Here is a 22,075-nt window from a genome sequence, read left to right on the forward strand (position 1 = left end):
AAAACAATATGCCTACCACAGGCCACGCCAGGCCATAAGCCATTCCGCTCCTCGGCTGGATCGCGAACATCGCAGGATGCCCAAGCCAGCGCTTGAAGCCGTTGTCGGCGACCGTCAATTCGGCGATAGAGAAAACGCCCTGACGTTGGCATAGTGTTCCCCACCCATCGCTGGGGTTGTTCTCCAAGGCGACGGCGCGCTCGCGTTAACGCTCGCGCGCGGGTTACTTTTCTTCGGTCGGTGTCGAGATGAACGAGGACTTCCCGAAGTGCGGATCGATCGACGCTTTCTTGTCGTCACCAAGGAAGACGGGTGCCAGATCCTCATCGACCATGATCTTCGCTGCCTGCGGCGTTTGCGGGTCCCCGTCAACGTCAAGGCACGTCGCCGCCTCAAAGAGCAAGGCCCACACGTCATCGGACGACAAGACGTTCTTCACGAGGAGCGTGCGGACCAGGGCCCCAAGCACCAAGCCAACAATCGGTCCGTTGCCGAGCGTGCGTTCCATCGAATAGCTGCTCCCTAATGCCTGTCCCCCGATCGACCGTGGTCACCCGTTCTGTCAAACCGTTCGTGAATCGTCGTCAAGTGCGGTACGCATCAGCGCGAAAGCCTGTCGAACACCATGCAGCTGATCGATGAGATGGAGGATGACGTGGATCCCCTCATCGTTGACACCTAGATCGCTCTTGAGATCGCGGATCAGGTGCGCGCGGGCGACGTCCGCGTCAGAGAATTGCGCGCCTGAAGCCGCCTCGGTTGGAATCAGCCAACGTTGCTCCAGCCAGAACTCGAGTGTCTGCACCCGCAGTCCCGACGAGATCAGAAATTCCTGTTTGTTGAGGGTCATCACAAGGTGCCTTCGCGCGGATCGAACTCTCTCCCCTTGGCCCAGTTCTCGACGAACGCTTCCAATTCCGGATCCGGCGATTTCGGCAGGACGATCGTCAGCTTCACCAATTCGTCTCCGGCACTTCCCCCTCGGCGCGGGGCGCCCTTTCCTCTGAGGCGCAGTGTCGTGCCTGTGTTCGATCCCTTCGGCACCGCCATCGTAACATCACCGGTCGGTGTCGGCACCCGGATTTGACCGCCCAGAACCGCCTCGGTCAACGAGATCGGCACTTCGAGCAGAATGTTGTCGCCGTCCCGCATGAAGCGCCGATCCGGCATGACCTCGACTTCGATGAGGGCATCGCCTGGTCCGCCTTTGCCGGCACCGGGAGCTCCCTTGCCCTTCAAGCGCAAAACCTGCCCATCTACCAGGCCCGGGGGAATTTTCACTTCCAGCGTCCCGCCATCCGGCAGTGTGATTCGCTTGGTTGCACCGCTGATCGATTCGACGAACTCGATAGGCAGGCGATAGTGCAGATCTTCGCCGCGTCGGTTTGCGCGTGCGCGCTGCCCGCGTCTTAGCAGATCGGCGAACGCATCGTCCGAATCCATGAAGTCGGCAAAGCCGGCCCCGCTCGTGTAAGCATGCGGGTCTCCAGCATCGGCGTAGTCGCGATAGAAGTGATGCTGCGGCCGCCCAGCTCCCGTCGGATCGATCTCACCATTATCGAAGCGCTTGCGCTTGTCGGCATCGCTAAGCAGGTCATAGGCGCCGGCCGCCTCTTTGAACTTTTCCTCCGCAGCCTTGTCGCCGGGGTTGAGGTCAGGATGCAGCTTCATCGCAAGCTTGCGATAGGCCTTTTGTATCTCGGCAGCCGAAGCTGAGGAGGACACTCCCAACACATCGTACGGGTTCTTAGCCAATTGCCGCTCCCGACTTGAAGATGGCAGAGATCGGCCTTTCCCGTAGCGGGGAACGGCCGCGAGCCGGGTCCCGATTATTCAACATGACCGGGATCCACGTATTTGGGGTAATTCTTCAGTTGCTGAGGCGTCATTCGTGCGGGATCCGGTGCTCCAGGAACACCGCGCGGACCTAGCTGCGCCCGCACGATGTCGTCTTCCGTCAGACGCGGCTTGCCGTCGTCGAGTTGTCCATTGCCTCCGAGACTCGTTGTCATCGCCTTCCAACCTCTGCACGCCTTTCTTAACGATGTTCCAGGCACCGCGCTTGCCTGACAAGAATCGTCCGCGTCACGCCTAGCGTTGCTCGGGCCGCCGCTCCTCGGGTCTTTCACCGGAACGCTGCTGTTCCGGGGGCCCGCGGCGCGGAGGCGCTCCCATTTCCTCCCTCTGCGGTTCTGTTCTCGCAGCGGGTGCGGCAGGTCTGGCTTCGATTTCCGGCCGCGCCGCCGGACGAGCCATGGGTTCGGGGCGAGGCTCCGGCCTCGGTGTGGACTCTGGCCGTGCTTCCGGCACGCGGATGTCCTCACGCTTTCGTTCTTCCGGAGGAAGATGTCCTGGGGCCGCCTCGGGCCGCGGCGTTCGTTCACGCTCAAGTTCGCGAGGTGCGGCTTTTCCGGCTTCATCCGCTGGCGACTTGCGCGCCGGCGCGGACCCCTCCGCTGGACGTCGAGCGTCTTCGAGCCGCTGCCGCGAGGGGTCCTGGGGACGCGCGCCCTTCAGCTCTTCGGGTCGATGTTTTTCCGTATTCGACGGCATCACCTCGGCGGGCGCGTGTGGTCGAACAATGTCCCGCCCGTTCAGGATCGATGGGCGTGGCGTAGCCATCACGGGCGGTGCGCCAGCGTTTGCTCTGTTAAACAGACGGGTGTCGTGGCTCGCGACCTCGACGTGTTTGCGTTGCAACGGCGTGGGTGCGAAATGTTGTTCCTTGGCGACGGCTCTGTCCGCAGCGGTCGGACGAGCCTCGACGCCGCCTCGTCCGCCATTGTAGCTGACGTTGTTCACCGTCTCATTGACGACGACGGTTTTCTGATAGACGTTTCTAATCGCCACACTCCGCACGTTGTTGACCGTGCTGTTGTAGAAGAATTGGCCACGATCCCAGCGGCCACCTTCGTAGCCAATGCCCGAATAGCCGAAGCCATAGTTGACGCCGCCATAAAAGCCGACGCGCTCACCCCAATAGCCCGGGTGGAAAATGTAGGCTCCCGCAAGCCGCCCCCAGTAGCCCGGGGTCCATAACAGGCCCGGTCGCGGTGGTTGCACCCAGGTTCCCGGCACCCAATAGTAGTCACCGGCATCCTCATCCCACGACCAATATCCCGGAGACCAGAGATAGCCCGGCGCAGGCACAGGGGGCTGTTCGTATCGAGGCAACGGCGGCGGCGGCGTTTCCACCGCCGTGACTTGAGAGCAAGCTGCTTCCTGGGACAACGCGGCCGCCGGCATTACGCATGCGCTTCCAAGCAGCAATACGGCGAGAACTACGGGAGATGTCGTCGTCAACAGTCGCTTCAACATATGAGAACCTTCGCGAGAAAGCGTTGCTATTCGCGTGATGACGACACCGTTCGCAGCGGCGAACGGTGTCAATTTCGGTACCCCTAGCGACCCGGCTGCAGCGTCATGCTCTCCAATCCTGCTGCAACGATCAGGCCGGTTTCCGCCTGCACGCTCAGGGGTTGCAGCGCGATGCTGTTGTTCGAACCGCCCAGCAGCACATTGCCGCCCACACCGACGATTGCCGCAGCCATCGCGTCGACGCCGACATAAGTCCCGGCGATATCGCCGCGGCCAGGCTGGGCAACGGGCGCGAACACCGACCAGGCAAGCGCGGTGCTCTCGGTAATGCCGATATCGAGACCAACCTTCTGAATCGTGGCGATATAGTAGTCCTCGGGCAGTCCGTTGATCCGCAAGACGCACGCCAGATTGGTTACCGCGCCGACGATAAAGCCGATGCTCGGTCCACCCTTGCATTCAAGTACGCCGACTTGCACCTTTTGGGCCGGCTGCTGGCCTTGCGCGCTTGATACCAGGGCGGCCAGCATTGCTCCGGCAAAGCCAGTGAGGACCGTCGAACGTCGTCGCATAAGAAAGCTCCTACAAAATGAAGGCGGGATGCCTTCAAGACTTCTGCTGATGGAGTAAAAGGAAGCCACCGGGATTGCATCCCAGCACTTGAGAGCCGGAGTTTCGTCCCGACGGCGGCGCAAAGCACGACTGGTAGCCGCGAGCTCGCGCCCGCGCTTGCAGGGGGCGTGCTATTTCGAATTCTTCTTGTCGTCGTCGATTTCCGTGAATTCGGCGTCGACGACATTGTCGCCGCCTGAACTCGGTGCAGAACCAGGAGCCGCGTGCGAGGAACTCTGCATGGCTTCCGCAAGCTTCATCGAGTGCTGCTGCAAGGCATTCACTTTCGTGTTGATCGTCGTGGCATCGTCGCCCTTCAACGCTTCGCGCAAATCGGACATGGCACTCTCGACTGCGCTACGATCTGATGCCGCGAGTTTTGAGCCATGCTCGGCAACCGTTTTCTCCGTTGCATGCAGCAGCGCCTCGGCGGCGTTCTTCGCCTCGACTGCTTCCTTTCTCTTCTTGTCCTCCGCAGTATGCGCCTCGGCATCCTTGACCATCTTTTCGATGTCGCTCTCGGACAGGCCGCCGGATGCCTGAATCTGAATGTTCTGTTCCTTGCCGGTGCCCTTGTCCTTGGCCGAAACGTTGACGATGCCGTTGGCATCGATATCGAACGTCACCTCGATCTGCGGCACGCCGCGCGGTGCCGGAGCAATGCCGACGAGATCGAACTGGCCGAGAAACTTGTTGTCGGAGGCCATCTCGCGCTCGCCCTGGAAGACGCGGATCGTCACCGCGCTCTGGTTGTCCTCGGCGGTGGAGAAGACCTGGCTCTTCTTCGCCGGAACCGTCGTATTCCGCTCGATTAGCCGGGTGAACACGCCGCCCAGCGTCTCGAGGCCGAGTGAAAGCGGCGTCACGTCGAGCAGCAGCACGTCCTTGACGTCGCCCTGCAGGACGCCGGCCTGGATTGCCGCGCCGATGGCGACGACCTCGTCGGGATTGACGCCCTTGTGCGGCTCCTTGCCGAAGATCTTCTGCACGACTTCCTGGATCTTCGGCATGCGGGTCTGACCACCGACGAGCACGACTTCGTCAATGTCCTTGGCCGTGAGCCCGGCGTCCTTCAGGGCGTTGAGGCACGGCTCGATCGTCCGCTGAACGAGGTCCTCGACCAGGGACTCGAATTTGGCGCGCGTGATCTTGACCTGAAGATGCTTTGGGCCGGAGGCATCCGCCGTGATGAACGGCAGGTTGACCTCCGTCTGGGTGACGGTGGAAAGCTCGATCTTCGCCTTTTCGGCCGCTTCCTTGAGGCGCTGAAGGGCGAGCTTGTCGTTGCGCAGATCAATGCCTTGTTGCTTCTGGAACTCGTCGGCGAGGTAGTTGACCAGCCGCATGTCGAAGTCTTCGCCACCCAGGAAAGTGTCGCCGTTGGTCGCCTTCACCTCAAACACTCCATCGCCGATATCGAGAACGGAGATATCGAAGGTGCCGCCGCCGAGATCGTAGACGGCGATCTTGGCCTGCTTCTTCTTGTCGAGACCGTAGGCAAGTGCCGCCGCGGTGGGTTCGTTGATAATGCGCAGAACCTCGAGACCAGCGATCTTGCCGGCGTCCTTGGTAGCCTGGCGCTGCGCATCGTTGAAATAGGCGGGAACAGTGATGACGGCCTGCGTGATCTTCTCACCGAGATTGGCCTCGGCTGTTTCCTTCATCTTCTGCAGGATAAAAGCCGATATCTGGGAGGGCGAATACGGCTTGCCCTCAGCCTCGACCCAGGCGTCGCCATTGGACGCCCTGATGATCTTGTAGGGTACGAGCGTCTTGTCTTTCTCGACCGTCGGATCATCGTAGCGGCGGCCGATCAGGCGCTTCACGGCAAAAATGGTGTTGGTCGGGTTGGTCACCGCCTGCCGCCGGGCCGGCTGCCCGACCAGACGTTCGCCATCGGACGTGAACGCCACGACGGAAGGTGTGGTGCGCGCCCCCTCCGCGTTCTCGATGATGCGCGTGTTCTTGCCGTCCATGACCGCGACGCAAGAATTGGTCGTTCCGAGGTCGATTCCGATCACCTTTGCCACGTCGCGCTCCTCTACTTTTTAATTGATCGACAATGTGCGGTTTGCGTCCCTGCGCCAATACCGTTGAGCAACAGATGTGCCACATCACAGCTCGCGTGATTTCAACGACTTACGCCGCGAGATCACGACACGTCGGACATTTTGTCCGGAGCGCCTCGGACAAAGTGTCTATTGGCTTAGGCACGCGTGACGGGCCTCGGTCTGCCCTGCTGCAACCGACGCTATGGAAAGATTGTCGATTATCGCTGGACAAATTGTTCGTCGATCCACCGAAGCCACGTCGTAAGCTACTGACGTCGTTCAGTCGGCCGGGTGGCACGCATGTTGCGACGGGACTTCCGATAACGTTCACCCGAACGGTCCAGATCGTCGGCTAGCGCGAGCAATGACATGACCAACCAAACCCTGAGCATTTCGGCACGACGCCTTGCGTTCAACGATCGCAATGACGGCGATCTCGTTCGTGCTGTTCCCGTTGAAACGCCCGTCGCAATCGAGGTCTGTGGGATAGGCTATGCCGTGATGATGGCAACGCCGTCCGACCTTCGCGACTACGCGGCGGGATTCGCGTTGGCCGAGGGCCTTGTCAAGCATGTCCAGGACCTCAGCGACATCATCGTCCACGAGACGGAAGGCGGCTGGATCATCCGGCTCACCTTGCCTGCAGAAGGCACGGCAATCGCACTGGAGCGCGCTCGCAGGCGCGTTTCGGAGAGCAGCTGCGGGCTGTGCGGATTGGAAAATATCCAGCAGGTGCTCCGCCCGTTGCCGCCGATACGTGGGCGCATCACCACGAGCCGGGAAGCCATCGCTGACGCGCTAAACGCCCTGCAACACCATCAGACGCTCGGCCGATCCACCGGCGGAACACATGCGGCGGCATTCTGCCGCCCCGACGGATCAATCCTGTGTGTTCGGGAGGACGTCGGTCGACATAATGCGCTCGACAAACTGATCGGCGCGCTGGCGCTGTCCGACATCCCGGCGTCCGGTGGTTTTCTGCTGCTCTCTGCCAGATGCAGCTATGAACTTGTTGAGAAGGCCGTTCGCGCGGGCTGTCCGATGCTCGTCACCATTTCAGCGCCTACGAGCCTTGCGGTCGAACGCGCAGGGCAAGCGGGACTCACGCTCGTCGCACTGGCTCGCCCGGACTCCGCCCTGATCGTTTGCGACGTGCACCGAAACATCTCGTAAGGAAGCCTGTGCACATCCATGGACAATGCATCCGCCTTCGGGCATGCAGCCATCGGAGATCTACTCCGGACGACCGCTGCCCAGCAGGGCGGAATCCCAGCCCGCCGCGGTCGCACCGGCGTTGTAGGTCGATTCCAGGAAGGCAAGCAGATCGCCGTCAGGATCGCCGGACAGGCGCAGGTCGTCGTAATCGAGGAGAAACTCGCCCAGGCCGGCATCCCATCGCGCAGCGCTTGGCCCGATCTTCGCACTCTCGATACTTTGCGGCTGCGGATAGGTGAAGGAGTAGAATGCGGGTCTGGGACACGAGGGATCACCCGGCCACCACCCCATCTCCATCAACTCCGCATTCATTGCATTGCGCCGGACAAAACCGGCGTTCGGCGCCGGTGAAGCAGGTTTGCCGTTATAGAATGGCAGACGAATGTCGAACGTCCCCCACATCAGACCGATGGGTTGCGTCTTGCCCGTGAACCTTCCCTGAAAGACCTGCATGACGCGTTGCGTATTGAGAAGAATGCGCCACCAGGCGTTGACCATGTCGCGTTCGTATGGGCGTTGTTGCCTATCCTCGTCGAACGGGATCGCGTTGGACACTTCCTGCGGCATGAGCGTGATGGCAGCATCTATGCCCGCATGACGTAGCCGGTCGAGGAATGTGTCGACCAGCACTGCGACCGACGTCGGGCCCAGCGGCAGTTGTCCCGATCCGCCCGAACTCGTGAACCACTGCAACTCGTGCGAGACGAAGTCGGCGCGCACCTCGTAGACGCCGCCAGCGCAAGGGATCGGACCTGTGGTCGGGCCTCTCGCGCCGAGCCACAGTGGAACCCCAGCCCATTGCGCCTGGAAAGGTCCGGCCAGCTTGAGCTTGCCAACCGCCTGCAACACCATGTGGAGAAGATGTCGCGTCTGCTCGAAGGCCTGGCAGGACAGAGCCGGCCAAAGATCGCCAGAAGGAGCATTGGAAGATGACTTGCCGGTATTCATGGCATGTCCTCGCACAGTTGTTGGCGGGGGAGAATTTGCGCCTTGGCTTCAAGACAAGATCTGATCATGGCGGGCTCGATCAACCGTTCAACGCATGGAAAGCCGAAAGCCATCATTCGCCTATTGCAAGCCACGCCAAGGCTTGACGACCCCCGCTTCGAGAGCTCTTCGACGAACTGAAACCGCTGTGTATAGCTGCGGAATCCTGATCACGTTCGATCGATCAAATACCATTTCTTGGTCTAGATCCTGAATTGCACGCTCGAAGCGCTTCCGTCGCCACGCCTCAACGCGACGCAATCGCTCCACAAGAAGTCGGACGTCAGCGATCTCAGACGCGGCCTGATCGATGTTGCTCGACACTCGACACCTCCCCAGCCTGCATGATCAATGCTAGCGCCATTTTTGGAGACGTCCAGAGCGTACAAGTGGCGATCGCGCCAGACTTGCATCAGACAACTTGTCCGATCGACTTTGACAAAGTGTCTGCGGGCTCACTGATCAACACCTTAAGCCGTTGATATGACTTGCCGCGCGGATGGCACGCGTATTGCTGCCGGTTGATCCGGTCGATGGGCTACGCCGTCGCATGTACGACCAGGATGGTTCACGATGCTGAATGTTGACGTGAACGAGACAGATCACGAACTACAAATCGTTGCAGAGCTGCATGGTCTAACGGCAAACGACATAGACGTGTCCGTTGAGCGTGGTGTACTCACCATCATCGCTGAGCGGCAGGTGAGCGACGGCCGTGGTGCCGAACGGACAATCAGAGTCTTGAGCTCGATGCTATTACCCAGTTCGGTCGATGCTCATAAGATAAACGCGTATTTCGACGACGGCGTGATGACCGTGACGTTTCCCAAGCACAGGTAGTCGATCCGAGCCGACACTGCTAAAGCCATCGAGGCCATCGCGCGGCACGCCCGGAGGCGAGCGGGCATTTCAGCTCGCGACGCCGACGTTCGCGGACCTCAACGAACGCGATCCGATCGCGTAACCGGGCTGCACGACCGTCGTGACGGTGCCGCTTGGCACTGACGGATCTTTGACCTGGAACATGGCCTCGTGAAAGTGAGGATCAAACCGGCTTCCGGCCGGATCGAGCCTCTTGACGCCGTGCGCTTCCAGCGATCGCAACAGCTCCTTTTCGGTAAGCTCCACACCCTCGACAAACGTCTTGAAGGGGCCGGCACTGTCGCGCAGCTCCGCAGGAAGACTGGACATCGCACGTTCCAGATTGTCCGCGACATTGACCATATCGCCCGCGAACTTGGTTACGGCGTATTGCCGCATGTCGTTCAACTCACGCTCGGAGCGCCGGCGTACATTTTCGGCATCCGCGAGCGCCCGAAGCAGCCGGTCTTTGAGATCGACATTCTCCGCCACGAGCCGCGCAATGGCCTCATGCACGTCTTCTGCGGCGCTTGGCGGCGTGTCCGCAGCATCTGGCGATCCGGAGGTTGTTTCCCTTGCAGAGTCCTCAGGCATCACCTTCTCTAGACCTTGCTCCGCCTGATGAGTCCCTCCTTGAGGGCGGTGTGAGTGAATCTGTCTGCTGTGATGAGGATCGTTGGGCGGGCCGTTATTAGTCATGGCAGCTCTCTTATCTCGCCGTTGATATGACGTTTGAAGGTCGGCCGGACAAGCGGCGTTCTTCGCTCGCCCGAGCCGGCCGTCTACCGCGTACCGCGGAGCTGCAGGCCCAGACCAAGCAGCGTGCAGCCCTGGAAAACCAGGTCGATCGACAACAACAGGCCAAGCAGCCAGAGACTGTTGAGTGGCCAACCTAACAGAAACGCCAATCCTGCGATCGCGGTGAGCAGTCCAGAGGCAAATAGCCAGCCCCAGCCGCGATCTCCCTTTGCTCTAAAGCTGAGCAACAGGCGCATGACGCCGGACGCGATCGTGCAAACGGCCAATATGAGAGTCAAAACAAGTGAAGCGATTGCTGGATCCAGAACGATTGTCGTACCGGCCGCAGCATAGAAAAAGGCTCCCAGGCCCCAAAGAAAGAACCCGCGCCAGTTTTTGACCCTAAACGCATGGACGATCTGAAAGGCGCCCGCGATGATCATCAAGACGCCGATGTAGAAGATCGTTGCGATGGTCGCCAACAGCAGATTGCTGAGAGCTCCGAAGCCCAGCACAATAAAGAGAATGCCCAGGGCGACGAACCAACCCCACTTCCCTCGCGCTTCGGTCATCAATCCCGTGAACGCCCGCCTCGGTTCCGGCATTCCAATTGTTTGCGCCATGATGAATTGCCCAGAGATTGAGTTGTTGGTGACTCGCTGCACATGGGCCGTGCCCCGCGATGCAGACGACGACATTCTTGCAACTGACGACAACGCAATCGACGTGCCAGACCGCAATCGACGTGATTTCAATCAGTTATGGCAATCGATGTCGATGAAAGGTCATTTTGTCCGGAATCGTTGGGACAAAATGACCGAAGCGCCGAAAGGCTAACTCGCCGGCACGAGCGTCCACGAAGCAAGAATGTTGCTGGGATTCATGCCACGCCGCCTTTCGGAACGGCCTTGCCCACCACCCCCGTCCCGTTCGTCGGATCACTGCTCGGCGCCGTATTGTGAGGAAAAAGCTCGATCCCTGTCGGGACGGCCTCCACGTAGAGCGACTGACTTGGAAAGGCGAAATCAGATCCCGCCTTTTTCACGATCGCCTTGATGGCATACGCCAGCTCCTCCTTGATCTTCAGCCAGTCACCCCAGACCGTGGTGCGGGTGAAGCAATAGACCATGACATCGATCGACGATTCATTGAACTTGTCGACACGTACGAACGCGACGGCTTCAGGAGGATGAACGAAATCTTGACTGCCGAGGATGTACGCCTCGATTGCATCACGGACATCGCGGAGCTGGCCGATCGTCGTGCTGTAATCGAGGCCGATGATCCAGGAAATGCGGCGAAACCTCATCTGCGAGAAGTTGGTGACGGCATTGTCCGCCAAATACGAATTCGGAACGAATACGGGTGCTTGATCGAATCGGCGGACTTTCGTTGTCCGCAGACCAATGGTTTCCACCGTTCCCTCGACGATGCCCTCGGCGAGGATCCAATCGCCGTTTCGAAAGCGCTGCTCGCCAATGATGAAGATCCCGGAGATCAGATTCTTGAACAGATTCTGGGCGCCCAGCGCCACCGCGACGCCGACGAGGCCGAAGCTCGCCAGTACAGGCCCGACGTGAATGCCCCAGACCTCCAGGACGGCGGTCGCACCGAGCGCAACGATGATGGCGCGCCCGACCCTGACCGTCCGGCCGATCATGGCCTGACTGAAGATCGGCGTCCGGCCATCCAGAACCGCGCATAGGGGCCCGATCACCTCGAACAGTGCCCAGAAGATTGTGAATGCGGTCAACGAACGATCAATCTGGAGGAGCCCCTCCTTGAGCCTCTGATTGGTCAGCACGCATTCGCCGATAATAAATACGGCCAGGACGATCGGAATAAACTGAATCGGCGGAGCAAGTGCCTCGACGATCGTGCGGTTGAGGCCGACCTTGCTCGACGACCAGGAGTGGATACGGGAGACGATAAAGCGGCTGAAAAGCCGCCGGATCAGCACTGCGATCGCGAGAATGACGATCGAAACGATGAAGTGTCCAACGGTTAGGTCCAAGACGCTTCGCTGCCAGAACGAAAGCACGATTGTCCAGAGCGCGGTCAGTTCGCTATTCGGAGCATGTGTCATGCAGGAACGTGCCAGAGACTGCGGTGCTTTCCGCCGGAACCTGCGGCTCCGCGACAAACGAGGCGGTCAAATGACCGGGCTGACCGGAACTGAATTAACGTAACCACATTCTGATCACGCCCGAGACCAAGCCGACCGCCACAACGCTTGCGATCCAGATCGCGGCCATCCACACGAGCCGTTGCCATAGCGGAATCCGCGCCTGCATCAGTGATACCCTGCGGTGCCGGCCTTGCCGCGAAACACCCAGTACGCCCAGCCTGTGTATGCGAGGATGAGCGGAATAATCACGCAGGCGCCCACCAGCATGAACAACTGGCTTTCGACCGGTGCCGCGGCATCCCAGATCGTAATCGCGCGTGGAACAGCGTAAGGATAGATGCTGATTCCGAGCCCGATGAAGCTCAGCAGGAAGAGTGCCAGCGCCATGAGGAACGGCAACCGCTCGAACTCTCGCTTCAGACTCCAGAAGAAGGTTACCGCGCAGATCAGCACCAACAGCGGCACCTGGGCCGTCAACAAGACGCCGGGCATTGCGAACCACCGCCGCCAGTAGTCATAATCGAGAAACGGCGTCACCGCGCTGACGGCCCCCAGCGCCAGAAGCGTACCGGCGCCGAGCCAGAAGGCGGCACGGCGCGCGTGACGTTGGCTCGTCCCCTCCGTCTTCCAGATCAGCCACGTTGCGCCGAGCAGCGCATAGCCGATCACAACCGCGACGCCGGTCAGGATGCTGAATTGGCTTAGCCAGTCGAGCCAGCCGCCGGCATAGGCATCATTGACAACGTGGATACCCTGCAGAACTGCCCCAAGCGTCACGCCTTGCGCGAACGCCGCAATCAAGGACCCCAACCAGAAGGCGATGTCCCACAATGGCCGATGCCCTGGATCGCGCCAGCGGAACTCAAAGGCGACGCCGCGGAAGACGAGCCCAAGCAGCATGGCGATCATCAACGGATAGGTGGCCGGAAGGATGATCGCATAGGCGAGCGGAAACGCCGCCAGCAGACCGCCGCCGCCCATCACCAGCCACGTCTCGTTGCCATCCCAGACCGGCGCGATCGAATTCATGGCCTGGTCGCGCTCGTCGCCGACCGCAAAGCTCGGGAACAGAATTCCGATGCCAAGGTCGAACCCGTCCATGACGACGTAGGCCATCACCGCAAGTCCGATAATCGCAGCCCAGAAGGTCGTAAGGTCGATGCTGGACATGGCCTCACTCCGCCGCAGTCAGAGGCACGCCGACACTGCCCGCCGGCGTAATGCCTGCGGCGCGCTGCGGCACCTTGGGCGGCTCCTTCTCACCCGGCGCGGGCGGCTTCGCCATCAGGCGCAGGAGATAATAGGTGCCAGCGCCGAACGCTGCGAAATACACCAGCACGAAAGCGACAAGGGAGGCCGCCACAGCCGGCGCAGCCAGCGGCGAATGTGATTCCGCCGTTCGTAACAGTCCATAGACCGTGAAAGGTTGCCGACCGACCTCCGTCGTCACCCATCCAGCGATCACAGCGACAAAGCCGGCCGGTCCGAGAACGACGCACGCGCGATGCAACCAGGCCCAGTCGTAGAGCATTCCCCGGAAACGCGCGAGCAGGCTCCAGATACCGACAGCGAGCATCGCAAATCCAAGGCCGACCATGATCCGGAACGACCAGAACACAATCGGTACCGGCGGCCATTGATCCCGCGGAAAGTCGCTGAGTCCCGGTAAAGGTGCATCCGGATCGTGTTTGAGGATCAGTGACCCCAGGCGAGGCACTTCGAGCTTATGATGGACCTGCGCTGTCTCGTTGCTGGGGAAGCCGAAGAGGATAAGCGACGCGCCATCGGGGCTGGGTTCGTAGTGCCCTTCCATGGCGAGAACCTTGGCGGGCTGGTGTTCCAGCGTGTTGAGGCCATGGGCATCACCCGCGAGAATTTGGATCGGAGTCACGATCGCGGCCATCCACATCGCCATCGAAAACATCTTGCGTGCGCCGGCATTGCTGCGGTCTCGCAGCAGATGCCAGGCGCCCACACCGCCAACCACGAACGCCGTCGTCAGATAGGCCGCGATCACGGTATGAACGAGGCGATACGGAAAACTGGCGGTGAAGATGATCGGGATCCAGGATCCGGCGGGCACAAACTGGTCCTTCGCATTGATCGCGAAACCCGCCGGCGTCTGCATCCAGCTGTTCACGGCAATGATCCAGGTTGCCGAGATCAGTGTGCCAAGCGCGACCATGCACGTTGCGAAGAAATGAAGGCCTTTTCCGACCTTGCTCATGCCGAACAGCATGACGCCGAGGAAGCCGGCCTCCAGAAAGAAGGCCGTCATCACCTCATACGCCATCAGCGGCCCGATGATCGGCCCGGCTCGCGTGGAGAATACCGACCAATTCGTACCGAATTGATATGAGAGCACCACCCCCGAGACGACGCCCATGCCGAACACAACGGCGAAGATCTTCAGCCAGTAGCGGAACAGGTTGGCATAAACGCCTTGCCCCGTCTTGAGCCACAACGCCTCGAGCACCATCAGATAACTCGCAAGCCCGATCGAGAAAGATGGAAATATGAAATGGAACGAGACGGTGAACGCAAACTGGGCACGTGCCAGAATCACCGCATCGAGATTGTCCAGCAATGTCCCCTCCTTGCCTCAGGATATGCGTCCCGGCACTTCGTCTCCGGCATCCGGCCGACAAGCGGCAACAACTCGCACCGGAATGGACTTGGCTGCCGGCGTCCCGCTGATCTTGTCGTAGTAGTCGAGAGGCAGCAGCGGATTGAGCTCGGGGTAATATCCCGCAACCGATCCGCGCGGCATCGGATAGTCCAACACCCTCAGTCCGCTCACGCGCCGCTGTATGCCATCATCGCTGATCGTCTCGAGCGCAATGCCCGAGCCGTCCTCGAGCCCTCGCGCCGCGCGGTCCTCGGCGTTCATGAACAGAACCATTCGGTCATTGTAGACACCGCGATAGCGGTCGTTGTTGCTGTAGATCGTCGTGTTGAATTGATCGTGCGAGCGAATGGTTGCCAGTCGCAGCATGTCGGGATCTGAAACGGATGCGTTCACTTCCAGACCCGGCAGAAGCAGAAAGTTCGCCTTGCCGTTCGGCGTCGGCCAGACCAGTTCGCGCGGCGGCACGTCGAGGTGAAAGCCTCTCGGGCTTTCGATCCGCTCGGAGAAGTCGCTGTAGATCTCCGGATAGACCTCCGCGATCTTGTCGCGGATCAAGCAGTAATCCTCGCTGTAGCTCCTCCAGTCGACCTTGCTGTTCGGCAACGTCGCTTGCGCGATCCGGCAGACGATTTCCACCTCGGGCAGGAGATGCGGGCTCGCCGGTTGCAACACGCCGCGAGACGCGGTGACGTTCGACATCGAGTCCTCGATCGTCACGAACTGCTCACCGGCTGCCGTCCGGATGATCTCCGAACGCGCGATGACGGGCAGCATCAAGGCGTCACGACCATGAACCAAATGTCCGCGATTCAGCTTGGTGGTAATGGCGACCGTCAGCGCGAGCTTTCGCATCGCCGCGTACGACCGTTCGGTATCGGGCACGGCACGAACGAAATTGCCGCCGAGGCCGATGAAGACCTTCGCCGTCCCCGTCTGCATCGCGGCGACGGACTCAATGGTATGATGACCATGTTCGCGCGGGGGCTCGAACCCAAAGACGTCGCGAACGCGATCGAGATAGTCCTGGCTCGGCTGTTCGTCGATCCCGACGGTACGGTCTCCCTGCACATTGGAATGACCGCGAATGGGCGATATTCCGGCGCCCGGCTTGCCGAAATTGCCCTTGAGCAGGAGCAGATTGACCAGCTGCTGCACCAGCCGCGACCCCTCCTGGTGCTGCGTGATCCCCATCCCGTAGCAAATGATCGTCGCGCGCGAGCGAATGTAGATTTCGGCGCATCGCCGGATCTGCGATTCCTCAAGCCCGGAGGCCCTCTCCAATTCCGGCCATGTCTGCGCCATCGCGTCGTCCCGGACCGCATCGAGGCCGACGGTATGCTCGCGGATAAACTTCCAGTCGACGATCTTCTCGCCGAATTCCTCGCGTTCGAAAATGACCTTCATGACCCCCTTGAGGAAGGCGAGGTCACCGCCGATGCGGACATGAACGAACTCGCTGGCAATCTTGGTCGAACCGAACGTTGCCATCTGAATGACATCCTGCGGATCGGCGAAGCGCACCAACGCACGTTCGGGCATCGGATTGACGGCCACGATCGGAACCCCGCGCTTGCTCGCTTCGACCAGATTGCTCATCATCCGCGGCGAATTCGTTCCGGTGTTCTGCCCGATGACGAAAATCGCTTCGGCGTGCTCGAAATCATCGAGGATAACGGTGCCCTTCCCGACACCGATCGAGGGCGGCAAGCCCCGGCTGGTCGGCTCGTGGCACATGTTCGAGCAGTCGGGGAAATTGTTGGTTCCGAACTCCCGGACAAATATCGAGTAGAGAAACGCCGCTTCGTTGGGTGTGCGGCCGGATGTATAGAATTCGGCCTGGTGCGGACTTTCAAGAGCCCGCAAATGCTTGCCGATCAGGGCGAACGCGTCGTCCCAGCTGCAAGGCACGTAGCGATCCGACGATGAATCATAGCGCATCGGCTCCGTCAAACGTCCTTGCATCTCGAGCCAGTGATCCGGCCGCTCCATGAGTTCGGACACGGTGTGCCGTTCAAAGAACTCTCGTGTGACCCGAAACTTCGTTGCCTCAAACGCCAACGCCTTGGCGCCGTTCTCGCAGAAATCGAGCGTTTTCTTGCATTCCGCGTCGGGAAACGCGCAACTCGAGCACTTGAATCCGCCGGGCTGGTTCATCGACAGAAGCGCGCGCGATCCCTTCGTCACCACACTCTGCTCGAGAAGAATCTTTGCAGTCGCTGCGGCGGCACCCCAACCGCCGGCGGGATGATGATACGTCTTGAAGCGCGGCTTACCGTCCAACATAAATCAACTCCGCAATTGCCAGATCTTCAGTAGGGTCTTCAGCTGAGTGACCTGAATAAGATCACCCGCAGCACGCTGGGCCGCGTTTCCGGCTCGCTTTATCGATCCTGATTGAGGTTGGCGACGATCACCTTGTCGATCAGACCTTCGTTGTGCCGGATGAAGTCGTCGCGCGTCATGCCGGAAGCACGCCACGCATCCTGAAGGCCCGCGTCTCTGTGAAGCCACTCGTTTCGCGTTTGATGATCGATCTTGTGACGTCGCGCGTCCTGCGATCCGTGCGACGCCTTGTCGTGGTCCTTCGACATTGTATCTCCTCATGTATCCTGTCGTAGCTTGGCACACTCGTCGAGGCGCAGATCTCCGCAGTCCAAGAGAGTCTTGAAGCCGCACTCCGCCGATCAGCGCTGCGCAGCGACCTGTTGTGATGGCGTTCGGCGTCCAATTTCGCGCGAGCTCTACGAACAATCGGGCATCGATACTGCTTCGCAGCAGCCATGGATCCGCCGGGGTCAATCAATCGGGATCAATCCCAATTTGCTTCCTTGGCCCACTTGTCGACCTCTTTGCGGACCTGGTTTTTGTCAATGCCGTAGAGATCTTGCAGCTTGCCCTCCAACCGCTCTCTGTCACCGTTGATGACATCAATGTCGTTGTCGGTCAGCTTCCCCCATGTTGCCTTGAGCGCACCCTTTGCAGCCTTCCAGTCTCCTTCGATGCGATCCCAGTTCATTTTCATCTCCTTCTTTTCCCAACCGTGAAACGTGCATCGAGGAAAGGTTAGCAACAGGCGTGCCAGTCTGAGCGCATCGTCATATCAATGAGTTAGGCGGTCTTGGCTACCGGCAATGGACAATTTGTCACGACAGACTTGGCCAAGTTGTCCGCCGACAACGGCCGCGCCGGCGCCGCGCCGACGCCAACCAGCCTGAACGCGTTACTATTGGGCGTGGGATGGGTTCAGCGCCGACAGACATTTGCCTGACGCAATGAACGACGTGAGCCACGTGATGACAAATGACTTCAACGCCGCTTTCGTTTAACCTCACGTGAGTGGAAACTCGTTGATTGTTCGCGCCAATGAGGAAATCGAGATGAAGCGCGCCTTGAGAGATCGGCGACCAATCCATCATTCTCCCATTTTCTGGATCGGTATCGCCTTATGTCTGGCAGCCATAGCCATCTACGTCTGGTCCAATGATCTTTCCTGGCGACCCGCCGCCACCCCACACTGAATCGTTGGAGTGATTAGAGCGCACTTCGCCCTTTCCGGCGGGAGCGTTACTTTCGGCACCTTCCGTGCCGTTGAGCATTGAATGACATTCGGTACGCCAGCGCGGAGTAAGCGCGGCCCCGGCCACCCTTAGACTACCCCAGGCCGGGGTCGCGCCCTCCACGCGAGGCATGTCGCGTCCGTCTGCGCGACAAGCCCTGACGCCACCGCGCCGTCAGCATGCGCTATGCCACTTGTTTTGCATTACATCAGCACATTCTGAACAGGCTCCATGGGAGCGGGCAGATCGCGCTCACCGAGCAGAGCGAGCAGCTCGCGCTCAAGGGCTCGTCTCATTGCGTCAAGCGGGAGCGCATTCGGCTCCAACCCGAAGGGTGCCTCAAGCTGATGGCCAAGCGCGTCGAGACCGAAGAAGGTGTAGGCGACGAGCAGGACGGGCAGCAGCGTCCACCAATCGAGCGATCCGGCAAGCGCGAACGGCAACGTCACGCAGAAGATCAGCGCGGTCCGATGCAGTAGCAGCGAATAGGCGAATGGCACCGGGGTGGACGCGATGCGCTCGCAACCGCCCTGGACGTCGGAAAGCGCGGTGAGTTGCCCTTCCAGAACGGCGTAGTGGATCGGCTCGATCCGATCCCGCTTCATCAGCATCAAACAATGCAGCCCGATCTGGTTGAGCACGGCATTGGTGGGGTTGGGACCGCCTGAAGCAGCGTCGATCTCACTCCACGGTTTGATTGCCGCCACTTCGTCTTCACCCCGAAGGCGTGCCGTTAGCCCGCAGCAAAAGCCGCACAGGCCGCGGAGCAGGACGCGCCGGTCGTCGTCTTCGAGGGTGGAGATCTGACGCGCGAACGAGCGGCTGGCGATGATCAGCTTGCCCCAGAGTTCGCGTCCCTCCCACCAGCGGGCGTAACATGTGCTGTTTCGGAAGCTCATGAAGACCGACAGCGCTATGCCGATCAGCGTGAACGGAACCGCACTGATGCGCGCGAAGATGCCCGGATGCTCCATGGCAGCAAAAATCGCCAACACACTGATCAGAGCAATCGCGACCAGATGCGGCGCGATCCGCGGCAAGATCGATCCATTGACGGCAAACGCAACGTCCCAGAAGCCGGGCTTGGAGCGCACGATCATTGCAGCCTCCCCGACATCCGGGGCTGCTTCTCATGCCCGGACTGCAAAGCTGCGCTAGTCCGAGTTTCGCTGCCTCGGGCAGGCCGGAGCAGATACTTTGACCATCGAACAATTGGATTGGCTCGGGAAATGCCCGAGAGCACGCCGAGTGTCCAACAACCGGACCTGATCGCTGTGGACATCGATGCTTTGTATCCGGGAGGACTTCCCTGTGACGGAGCAGGGAACGCGGCCGCTTTGTCGAGTTGTAGCATCATTTATAAAGCTGAGTTTGGCTCAGAAATCCACGTCGAACCGATCGAGCGAAACCACGCGGGTGGCGCTGGACTGACGGTTTTCAAACTTGTCGCTGGCGGCGCGTTCGATTCGCGCTCGACGCATAAGGAAGAATTCCTCCGCGCTTGGAATGGGATGAAACCGAACGCGCATCACGTTGAGAGCTCGGCGCGCGATCATGCACGTGACCTCGGAATTATCCTTGCACATCACGAAAAAGATTCCATGACGGTGAACCTCATACTGACCATCGGGATCTCGCGCGAGCGCCATTTGACAGTCCTCAAACGATGGTCGCGCCCGGATCAACCCGGACCGAGCGGCCATACGATCATTGACCCGATCACTCCCAGAGCAAAGAGCACGCCAAATCCCAAGACGACGCAAATTCAATGAATTAGAGCGCTATGGCCGCCTTTAAGGCAGACATTTTGTCCCTTGCGGCGGACAAGTTGGGACCAGGGGCCTCTCCGAGGCACCTACCGTCGGCGGATTGTCGATGCCTCGAGGAGGGTGGCGCGACTGCCGAACCCAAAGCCCGTGAGGTCGCTTCATATATCTCGAACCATGAGAGTTGCATCGACGCCCCTCCAATTGGTGCGATCGGCGGTCGACCATCCGAGCCGCGCATAGAAGCCGGTTGCCTCTGACGTATAGAGGTTTAGCCGCGAAAATCCGCGCTGCCGCGCTTGATCCTCAATCGCCCGCACCAAGATGGTGCCCACTCCTTCATTGCGATGTTCGGGGACAACGAACAGACCTGTGAGCCATGGTGCGACATCGTGATTCGGCTCGAACTCGGACTCAACCAAAAGGCAGGCGCCTATCGGCGCACCATCTGCTTTCACGACGAGCAGCACGCCAAGGCTCCGATCGGCAGCAAATTGTTGCAATGATCTTAGCTCTTCCTCGAAGGAAGTACGAAGCATTGAAAATGAATTGACGCGCCAACGCGCGCAGATAGCCACTTCGATCGCTCCTGGCTCTGCGGTGAGTATTCGAATATCTGTCATCGCAAAACAATCAACTTCGTGACGCGATCGAAAGCGTTCCGAGCAATAGATGGACCATTTCCGGTGTGCAACAATGCCGGCGATCCAGAAGGAGCATCGAACGACAACGGACAATCTGTCTGTGTTGTTATGGACAACTTTTCTATCACCTTTGCGTGGAGCACCCTGCTCGCCGCACTCAGTGAGTCAAGGCACGATTGCGCGACATGAGATGTTCCGCCAGATTGGAGCAAGCGGCTGATCTGCGGACGAAGTCCGGACAGATACTGCGCCAAGCGACACATTGCTTATGCAACGGACTTGAAGAGACGATCCTGGTTCGACGAGGGAGGGGCCGCCGCCGGTCACGTCGGAAATCTTGGCAGGACTTCAGGCGACACGTTCGAATCTTCGAGTTTTCGCTGTTCCGAAGGCTGGAAGCGTCTGGGAAAAAATCCAGACGATCCTGTCTCGACGCCATGCCAAACCGCCAAGGCTCAACGGTCCGCCACGGCAGGATCGCCTTGAAGTTCGCCGAAACCTGCGGGCGCGAGCGAGCCGGCCAATCCCGGATCGCGAATACGATTTCCGACGCTGATCCGTTGTCGCGCGCCCACATTCACGCACTTGCATAAATGGCCATGCCATTGAATATTCGTTGCGCGACTTGCAACGATCAGGACCATGCCGATGAATGCGAAGCTGGAGCCGCGCCGACTGCACTATTTCATGGAAGTGCTCAATAGCGGCTCCGTGCGCGGCGCCGCCGGCGCGCTCGGCATGGACGCCTCTGCGGTCAGCCGGGCGCTAGGCCTGCTCGAGAAGGAATGTGGCGCGCGCCTGCTCGAACGACGGGGCCGCGGCGTCGCGCCGACCGACGCCGGCCAACTGCTGGCCGCCTACCTGCAGCGCCAGCAGGGCGAACGACGGGCGCTGCTGGCGCAGATAGACAGCATTCGCAAAGTTGAGTCGGGTCATATCGATCTCGTGACGGGCGAAGGTTATGTCGACTGGCTGGCCAAGAGCAGCCTGTGCCGCTTCATGCAAAGCCACCCGAAGATCACGATCAGCCTCGACATCGGCAGTACCGACGAGATCGTCCAGCAAGTCGTGGGAGAACGCGCGCATATCGGCGTCCTGTTCAATCCGCCTCGCGACGATCGGCTGCGCTCGCATCATTCGCAGCCGCACCCGATCAAGGCTATCGTACCGCGCGGGCACCCGCTGACCCAGCTGGGCCGGCCGCTCAGGCTCGCCGACCTCGCGCCTTACCCAGGCGCCGCGATGCATCCGAATTTCGGCCTGCGCCAGCATGTCCAGGCCGCCGAGATCAGCGAAGGCGTTCGCCTCAATTTCGCGTTCACGACCGCCTCGTTCGATGCGCTCGCCCATTACGTGACCGCCGGACTTGGTTATGCGCTGGCGTCGCGCCTTGCGATGACGGAGGCTGATGCCGCCAAGGTGGTGGCGCTCCCGATGAAGAACGCGCTGCTGCATCGTGGCCGCACCCACGTGGTCTCCCGTCAGGGACGCACGCTGCCGCCCGCCGCAATGCAGCTGCTGCGGATGATGGTCGCCGAGATGCGGTCACCGGGAAGCGCTGCGCGGTAG

The 22,075-nt window shown here is 60.2% G+C and carries 25 protein-coding genes; 4 read left to right on the forward strand and 21 right to left on the reverse strand.

Annotated elements, in window-relative coordinates:
* Positions 1–223: 223 nt before the first annotated feature.
* From J2R76_RS22905 to dnaK, 7 genes are all read right to left on the reverse strand, one after another.
* On the reverse strand, positions 224–508 hold the full coding sequence (locus J2R76_RS22905; RefSeq protein ID WP_253624995.1) for a hypothetical protein: 285 nt from the start codon (positions 506–508) through the stop codon (positions 224–226).
* Between the two features lie 54 nt (positions 509–562).
* Positions 563–850, reverse strand: a complete 288-nt coding sequence (locus tag J2R76_RS22910; RefSeq protein WP_076825123.1) for a chaperone modulator CbpM — start codon at positions 848–850, stop codon at positions 563–565.
* Positions 850–1,755 carry a DnaJ C-terminal domain-containing protein gene (locus J2R76_RS22915; RefSeq protein WP_253624996.1) on the reverse strand — a complete coding sequence of 302 codons (906 nt, stop codon included), beginning with the start codon at positions 1,753–1,755 and terminating at the stop codon, positions 850–852. Before J2R76_RS22915 ends, J2R76_RS22910 begins: the two co-directional genes overlap by 1 nt.
* Positions 1,756–1,829: 74 nt before the next feature.
* On the reverse strand, positions 1,830–2,012 hold the full coding sequence (locus J2R76_RS22920; protein ID WP_076825127.1) for a hypothetical protein: 183 nt from the start codon (positions 2,010–2,012) through the stop codon (positions 1,830–1,832).
* A 79-nt stretch (positions 2,013–2,091) separates the two neighbouring features.
* Complete coding sequence (locus J2R76_RS22925) at positions 2,092–3,318, reverse strand: hypothetical protein (RefSeq protein ID WP_253624997.1); 1,227 nt, start codon at positions 3,316–3,318, stop codon at positions 2,092–2,094.
* A gap of 83 nt (positions 3,319–3,401) precedes the next feature.
* On the reverse strand, positions 3,402–3,890 hold the full coding sequence (locus J2R76_RS22930) for a DUF992 domain-containing protein (protein ID WP_375166524.1): 489 nt from the start codon (positions 3,888–3,890) through the stop codon (positions 3,402–3,404).
* Positions 3,891–4,061: 171 nt separating this feature from the next.
* Positions 4,062–5,960 (reverse strand): molecular chaperone DnaK, encoded by a 1,899-nt coding sequence (dnaK, locus tag J2R76_RS22935; RefSeq protein WP_253624998.1) that lies wholly within the window; start codon positions 5,958–5,960, stop codon positions 4,062–4,064.
* Positions 5,961–6,350: 390 nt separating this feature from the next.
* Between dnaK and fdhD the strand changes: the two genes are divergently transcribed.
* Positions 6,351–7,154 carry a formate dehydrogenase accessory sulfurtransferase FdhD gene (gene fdhD, locus J2R76_RS22940; protein ID WP_253624999.1) on the forward strand — a complete coding sequence of 268 codons (804 nt, stop codon included), beginning with the start codon at positions 6,351–6,353 and terminating at the stop codon, positions 7,152–7,154.
* Between the two features lie 60 nt (positions 7,155–7,214).
* Here the strand turns inward: fdhD and J2R76_RS22945 are convergent, their stop codons facing one another.
* Positions 7,215–8,144 carry a DUF5996 family protein gene (locus J2R76_RS22945; protein WP_253625000.1) on the reverse strand — a complete coding sequence of 310 codons (930 nt, stop codon included), beginning with the start codon at positions 8,142–8,144 and terminating at the stop codon, positions 7,215–7,217.
* 612 nt (positions 8,145–8,756) lie between these two features.
* On the opposite strand from J2R76_RS22945, the gene J2R76_RS22950 reads away from it, so the two are divergent.
* Positions 8,757–9,023 (forward strand): Hsp20/alpha crystallin family protein, encoded by a 267-nt coding sequence (locus tag J2R76_RS22950; RefSeq protein ID WP_253625001.1) that lies wholly within the window; start codon positions 8,757–8,759, stop codon positions 9,021–9,023.
* Positions 9,024–9,092: 69 nt separating this feature from the next.
* Here the strand turns inward: J2R76_RS22950 and grpE are convergent, their stop codons facing one another.
* Both grpE and J2R76_RS22960 read right to left on the reverse strand, forming a co-directional pair.
* Positions 9,093–9,638 carry a nucleotide exchange factor GrpE gene (gene grpE / locus J2R76_RS22955; RefSeq protein WP_253625002.1) on the reverse strand — a complete coding sequence of 182 codons (546 nt, stop codon included), beginning with the start codon at positions 9,636–9,638 and terminating at the stop codon, positions 9,093–9,095.
* Positions 9,639–9,826: 188 nt separating this feature from the next.
* Entirely contained in the window at positions 9,827–10,354 is a 528-nt protein-coding gene (locus J2R76_RS22960) for an HdeD family acid-resistance protein (protein ID WP_168857356.1), read from the reverse strand.
* 7 nt (positions 10,355–10,361) lie between these two features.
* On the opposite strand from J2R76_RS22960, the gene J2R76_RS22965 reads away from it, so the two are divergent.
* The gene (locus J2R76_RS22965) at positions 10,362–10,619 is read left to right on the forward strand and encodes a hypothetical protein (RefSeq protein ID WP_168857355.1); all 258 of its coding nucleotides are present in this window, start codon (positions 10,362–10,364) and stop codon (positions 10,617–10,619) included.
* A 43-nt stretch (positions 10,620–10,662) separates the two neighbouring features.
* Here the strand turns inward: J2R76_RS22965 and J2R76_RS22970 are convergent, their stop codons facing one another.
* The 11 genes from J2R76_RS22970 to J2R76_RS23020 all read right to left on the reverse strand — a co-directional run bounded on the left by J2R76_RS22970 (position 10,663) and on the right by J2R76_RS23020 (position 21,150).
* Positions 10,663–11,868: a mechanosensitive ion channel family protein gene (locus J2R76_RS22970; RefSeq protein WP_253625003.1), complete on the reverse strand. Its 1,206-nt coding sequence runs from the start codon at positions 11,866–11,868 to the stop codon at positions 10,663–10,665.
* Between the two features lie 94 nt (positions 11,869–11,962).
* Positions 11,963–12,076 (reverse strand): DUF2474 family protein, encoded by a 114-nt coding sequence (locus J2R76_RS22975; RefSeq protein WP_057016363.1) that lies wholly within the window; start codon positions 12,074–12,076, stop codon positions 11,963–11,965.
* Entirely contained in the window at positions 12,076–13,080 is a 1,005-nt protein-coding gene (gene cydB / locus J2R76_RS22980; RefSeq protein WP_057016364.1) for a cytochrome d ubiquinol oxidase subunit II, read from the reverse strand. Before cydB ends, J2R76_RS22975 begins: the two co-directional genes overlap by 1 nt.
* Positions 13,081–13,084: 4 nt before the next feature.
* Positions 13,085–14,497: a cytochrome ubiquinol oxidase subunit I gene (locus J2R76_RS22985; RefSeq protein ID WP_057016365.1), complete on the reverse strand. Its 1,413-nt coding sequence runs from the start codon at positions 14,495–14,497 to the stop codon at positions 13,085–13,087.
* 15 nt (positions 14,498–14,512) lie between these two features.
* The gene (locus J2R76_RS22990; RefSeq protein ID WP_253625004.1) at positions 14,513–16,822 is read right to left on the reverse strand and encodes an FdhF/YdeP family oxidoreductase; all 2,310 of its coding nucleotides are present in this window, start codon (positions 16,820–16,822) and stop codon (positions 14,513–14,515) included.
* Positions 16,823–16,920: 98 nt separating this feature from the next.
* Positions 16,921–17,130, reverse strand: a complete 210-nt coding sequence (locus J2R76_RS22995; protein WP_057016367.1) for a hypothetical protein — start codon at positions 17,128–17,130, stop codon at positions 16,921–16,923.
* Positions 17,131–17,348: 218 nt separating this feature from the next.
* The gene (locus J2R76_RS23000; protein WP_057016368.1) at positions 17,349–17,555 is read right to left on the reverse strand and encodes a CsbD family protein; all 207 of its coding nucleotides are present in this window, start codon (positions 17,553–17,555) and stop codon (positions 17,349–17,351) included.
* A gap of 744 nt (positions 17,556–18,299) precedes the next feature.
* Positions 18,300–19,196: a bestrophin family protein gene (locus J2R76_RS23005; protein WP_057016369.1), complete on the reverse strand. Its 897-nt coding sequence runs from the start codon at positions 19,194–19,196 to the stop codon at positions 18,300–18,302.
* Positions 19,197–19,472: 276 nt separating this feature from the next.
* Positions 19,473–19,799 carry a DUF1488 family protein gene (locus tag J2R76_RS41105; RefSeq protein ID WP_375166525.1) on the reverse strand — a complete coding sequence of 109 codons (327 nt, stop codon included), beginning with the start codon at positions 19,797–19,799 and terminating at the stop codon, positions 19,473–19,475.
* A gap of 224 nt (positions 19,800–20,023) precedes the next feature.
* Positions 20,024–20,485, reverse strand: a complete 462-nt coding sequence (locus J2R76_RS23015) for a GNAT family N-acetyltransferase (protein WP_082653720.1) — start codon at positions 20,483–20,485, stop codon at positions 20,024–20,026.
* Positions 20,486–20,961: 476 nt separating this feature from the next.
* Entirely contained in the window at positions 20,962–21,150 is a 189-nt protein-coding gene (locus J2R76_RS23020; protein WP_156436135.1) for a hypothetical protein, read from the reverse strand.
* A 4-nt stretch (positions 21,151–21,154) separates the two neighbouring features.
* Here J2R76_RS23020 and J2R76_RS23025 point away from each other — a divergent pair, with 4 nt between their 5' ends.
* On the forward strand, positions 21,155–22,075 hold the full coding sequence (locus J2R76_RS23025; RefSeq protein ID WP_256521237.1) for a LysR family transcriptional regulator: 921 nt from the start codon (positions 21,155–21,157) through the stop codon (positions 22,073–22,075).

This window comes from Bradyrhizobium sp. USDA 4532, from assembly GCF_024171315.1.
GTDB classification, from domain to species: Bacteria; Pseudomonadota; Alphaproteobacteria; order Rhizobiales; family Xanthobacteraceae; genus Bradyrhizobium; species Bradyrhizobium australafricanum.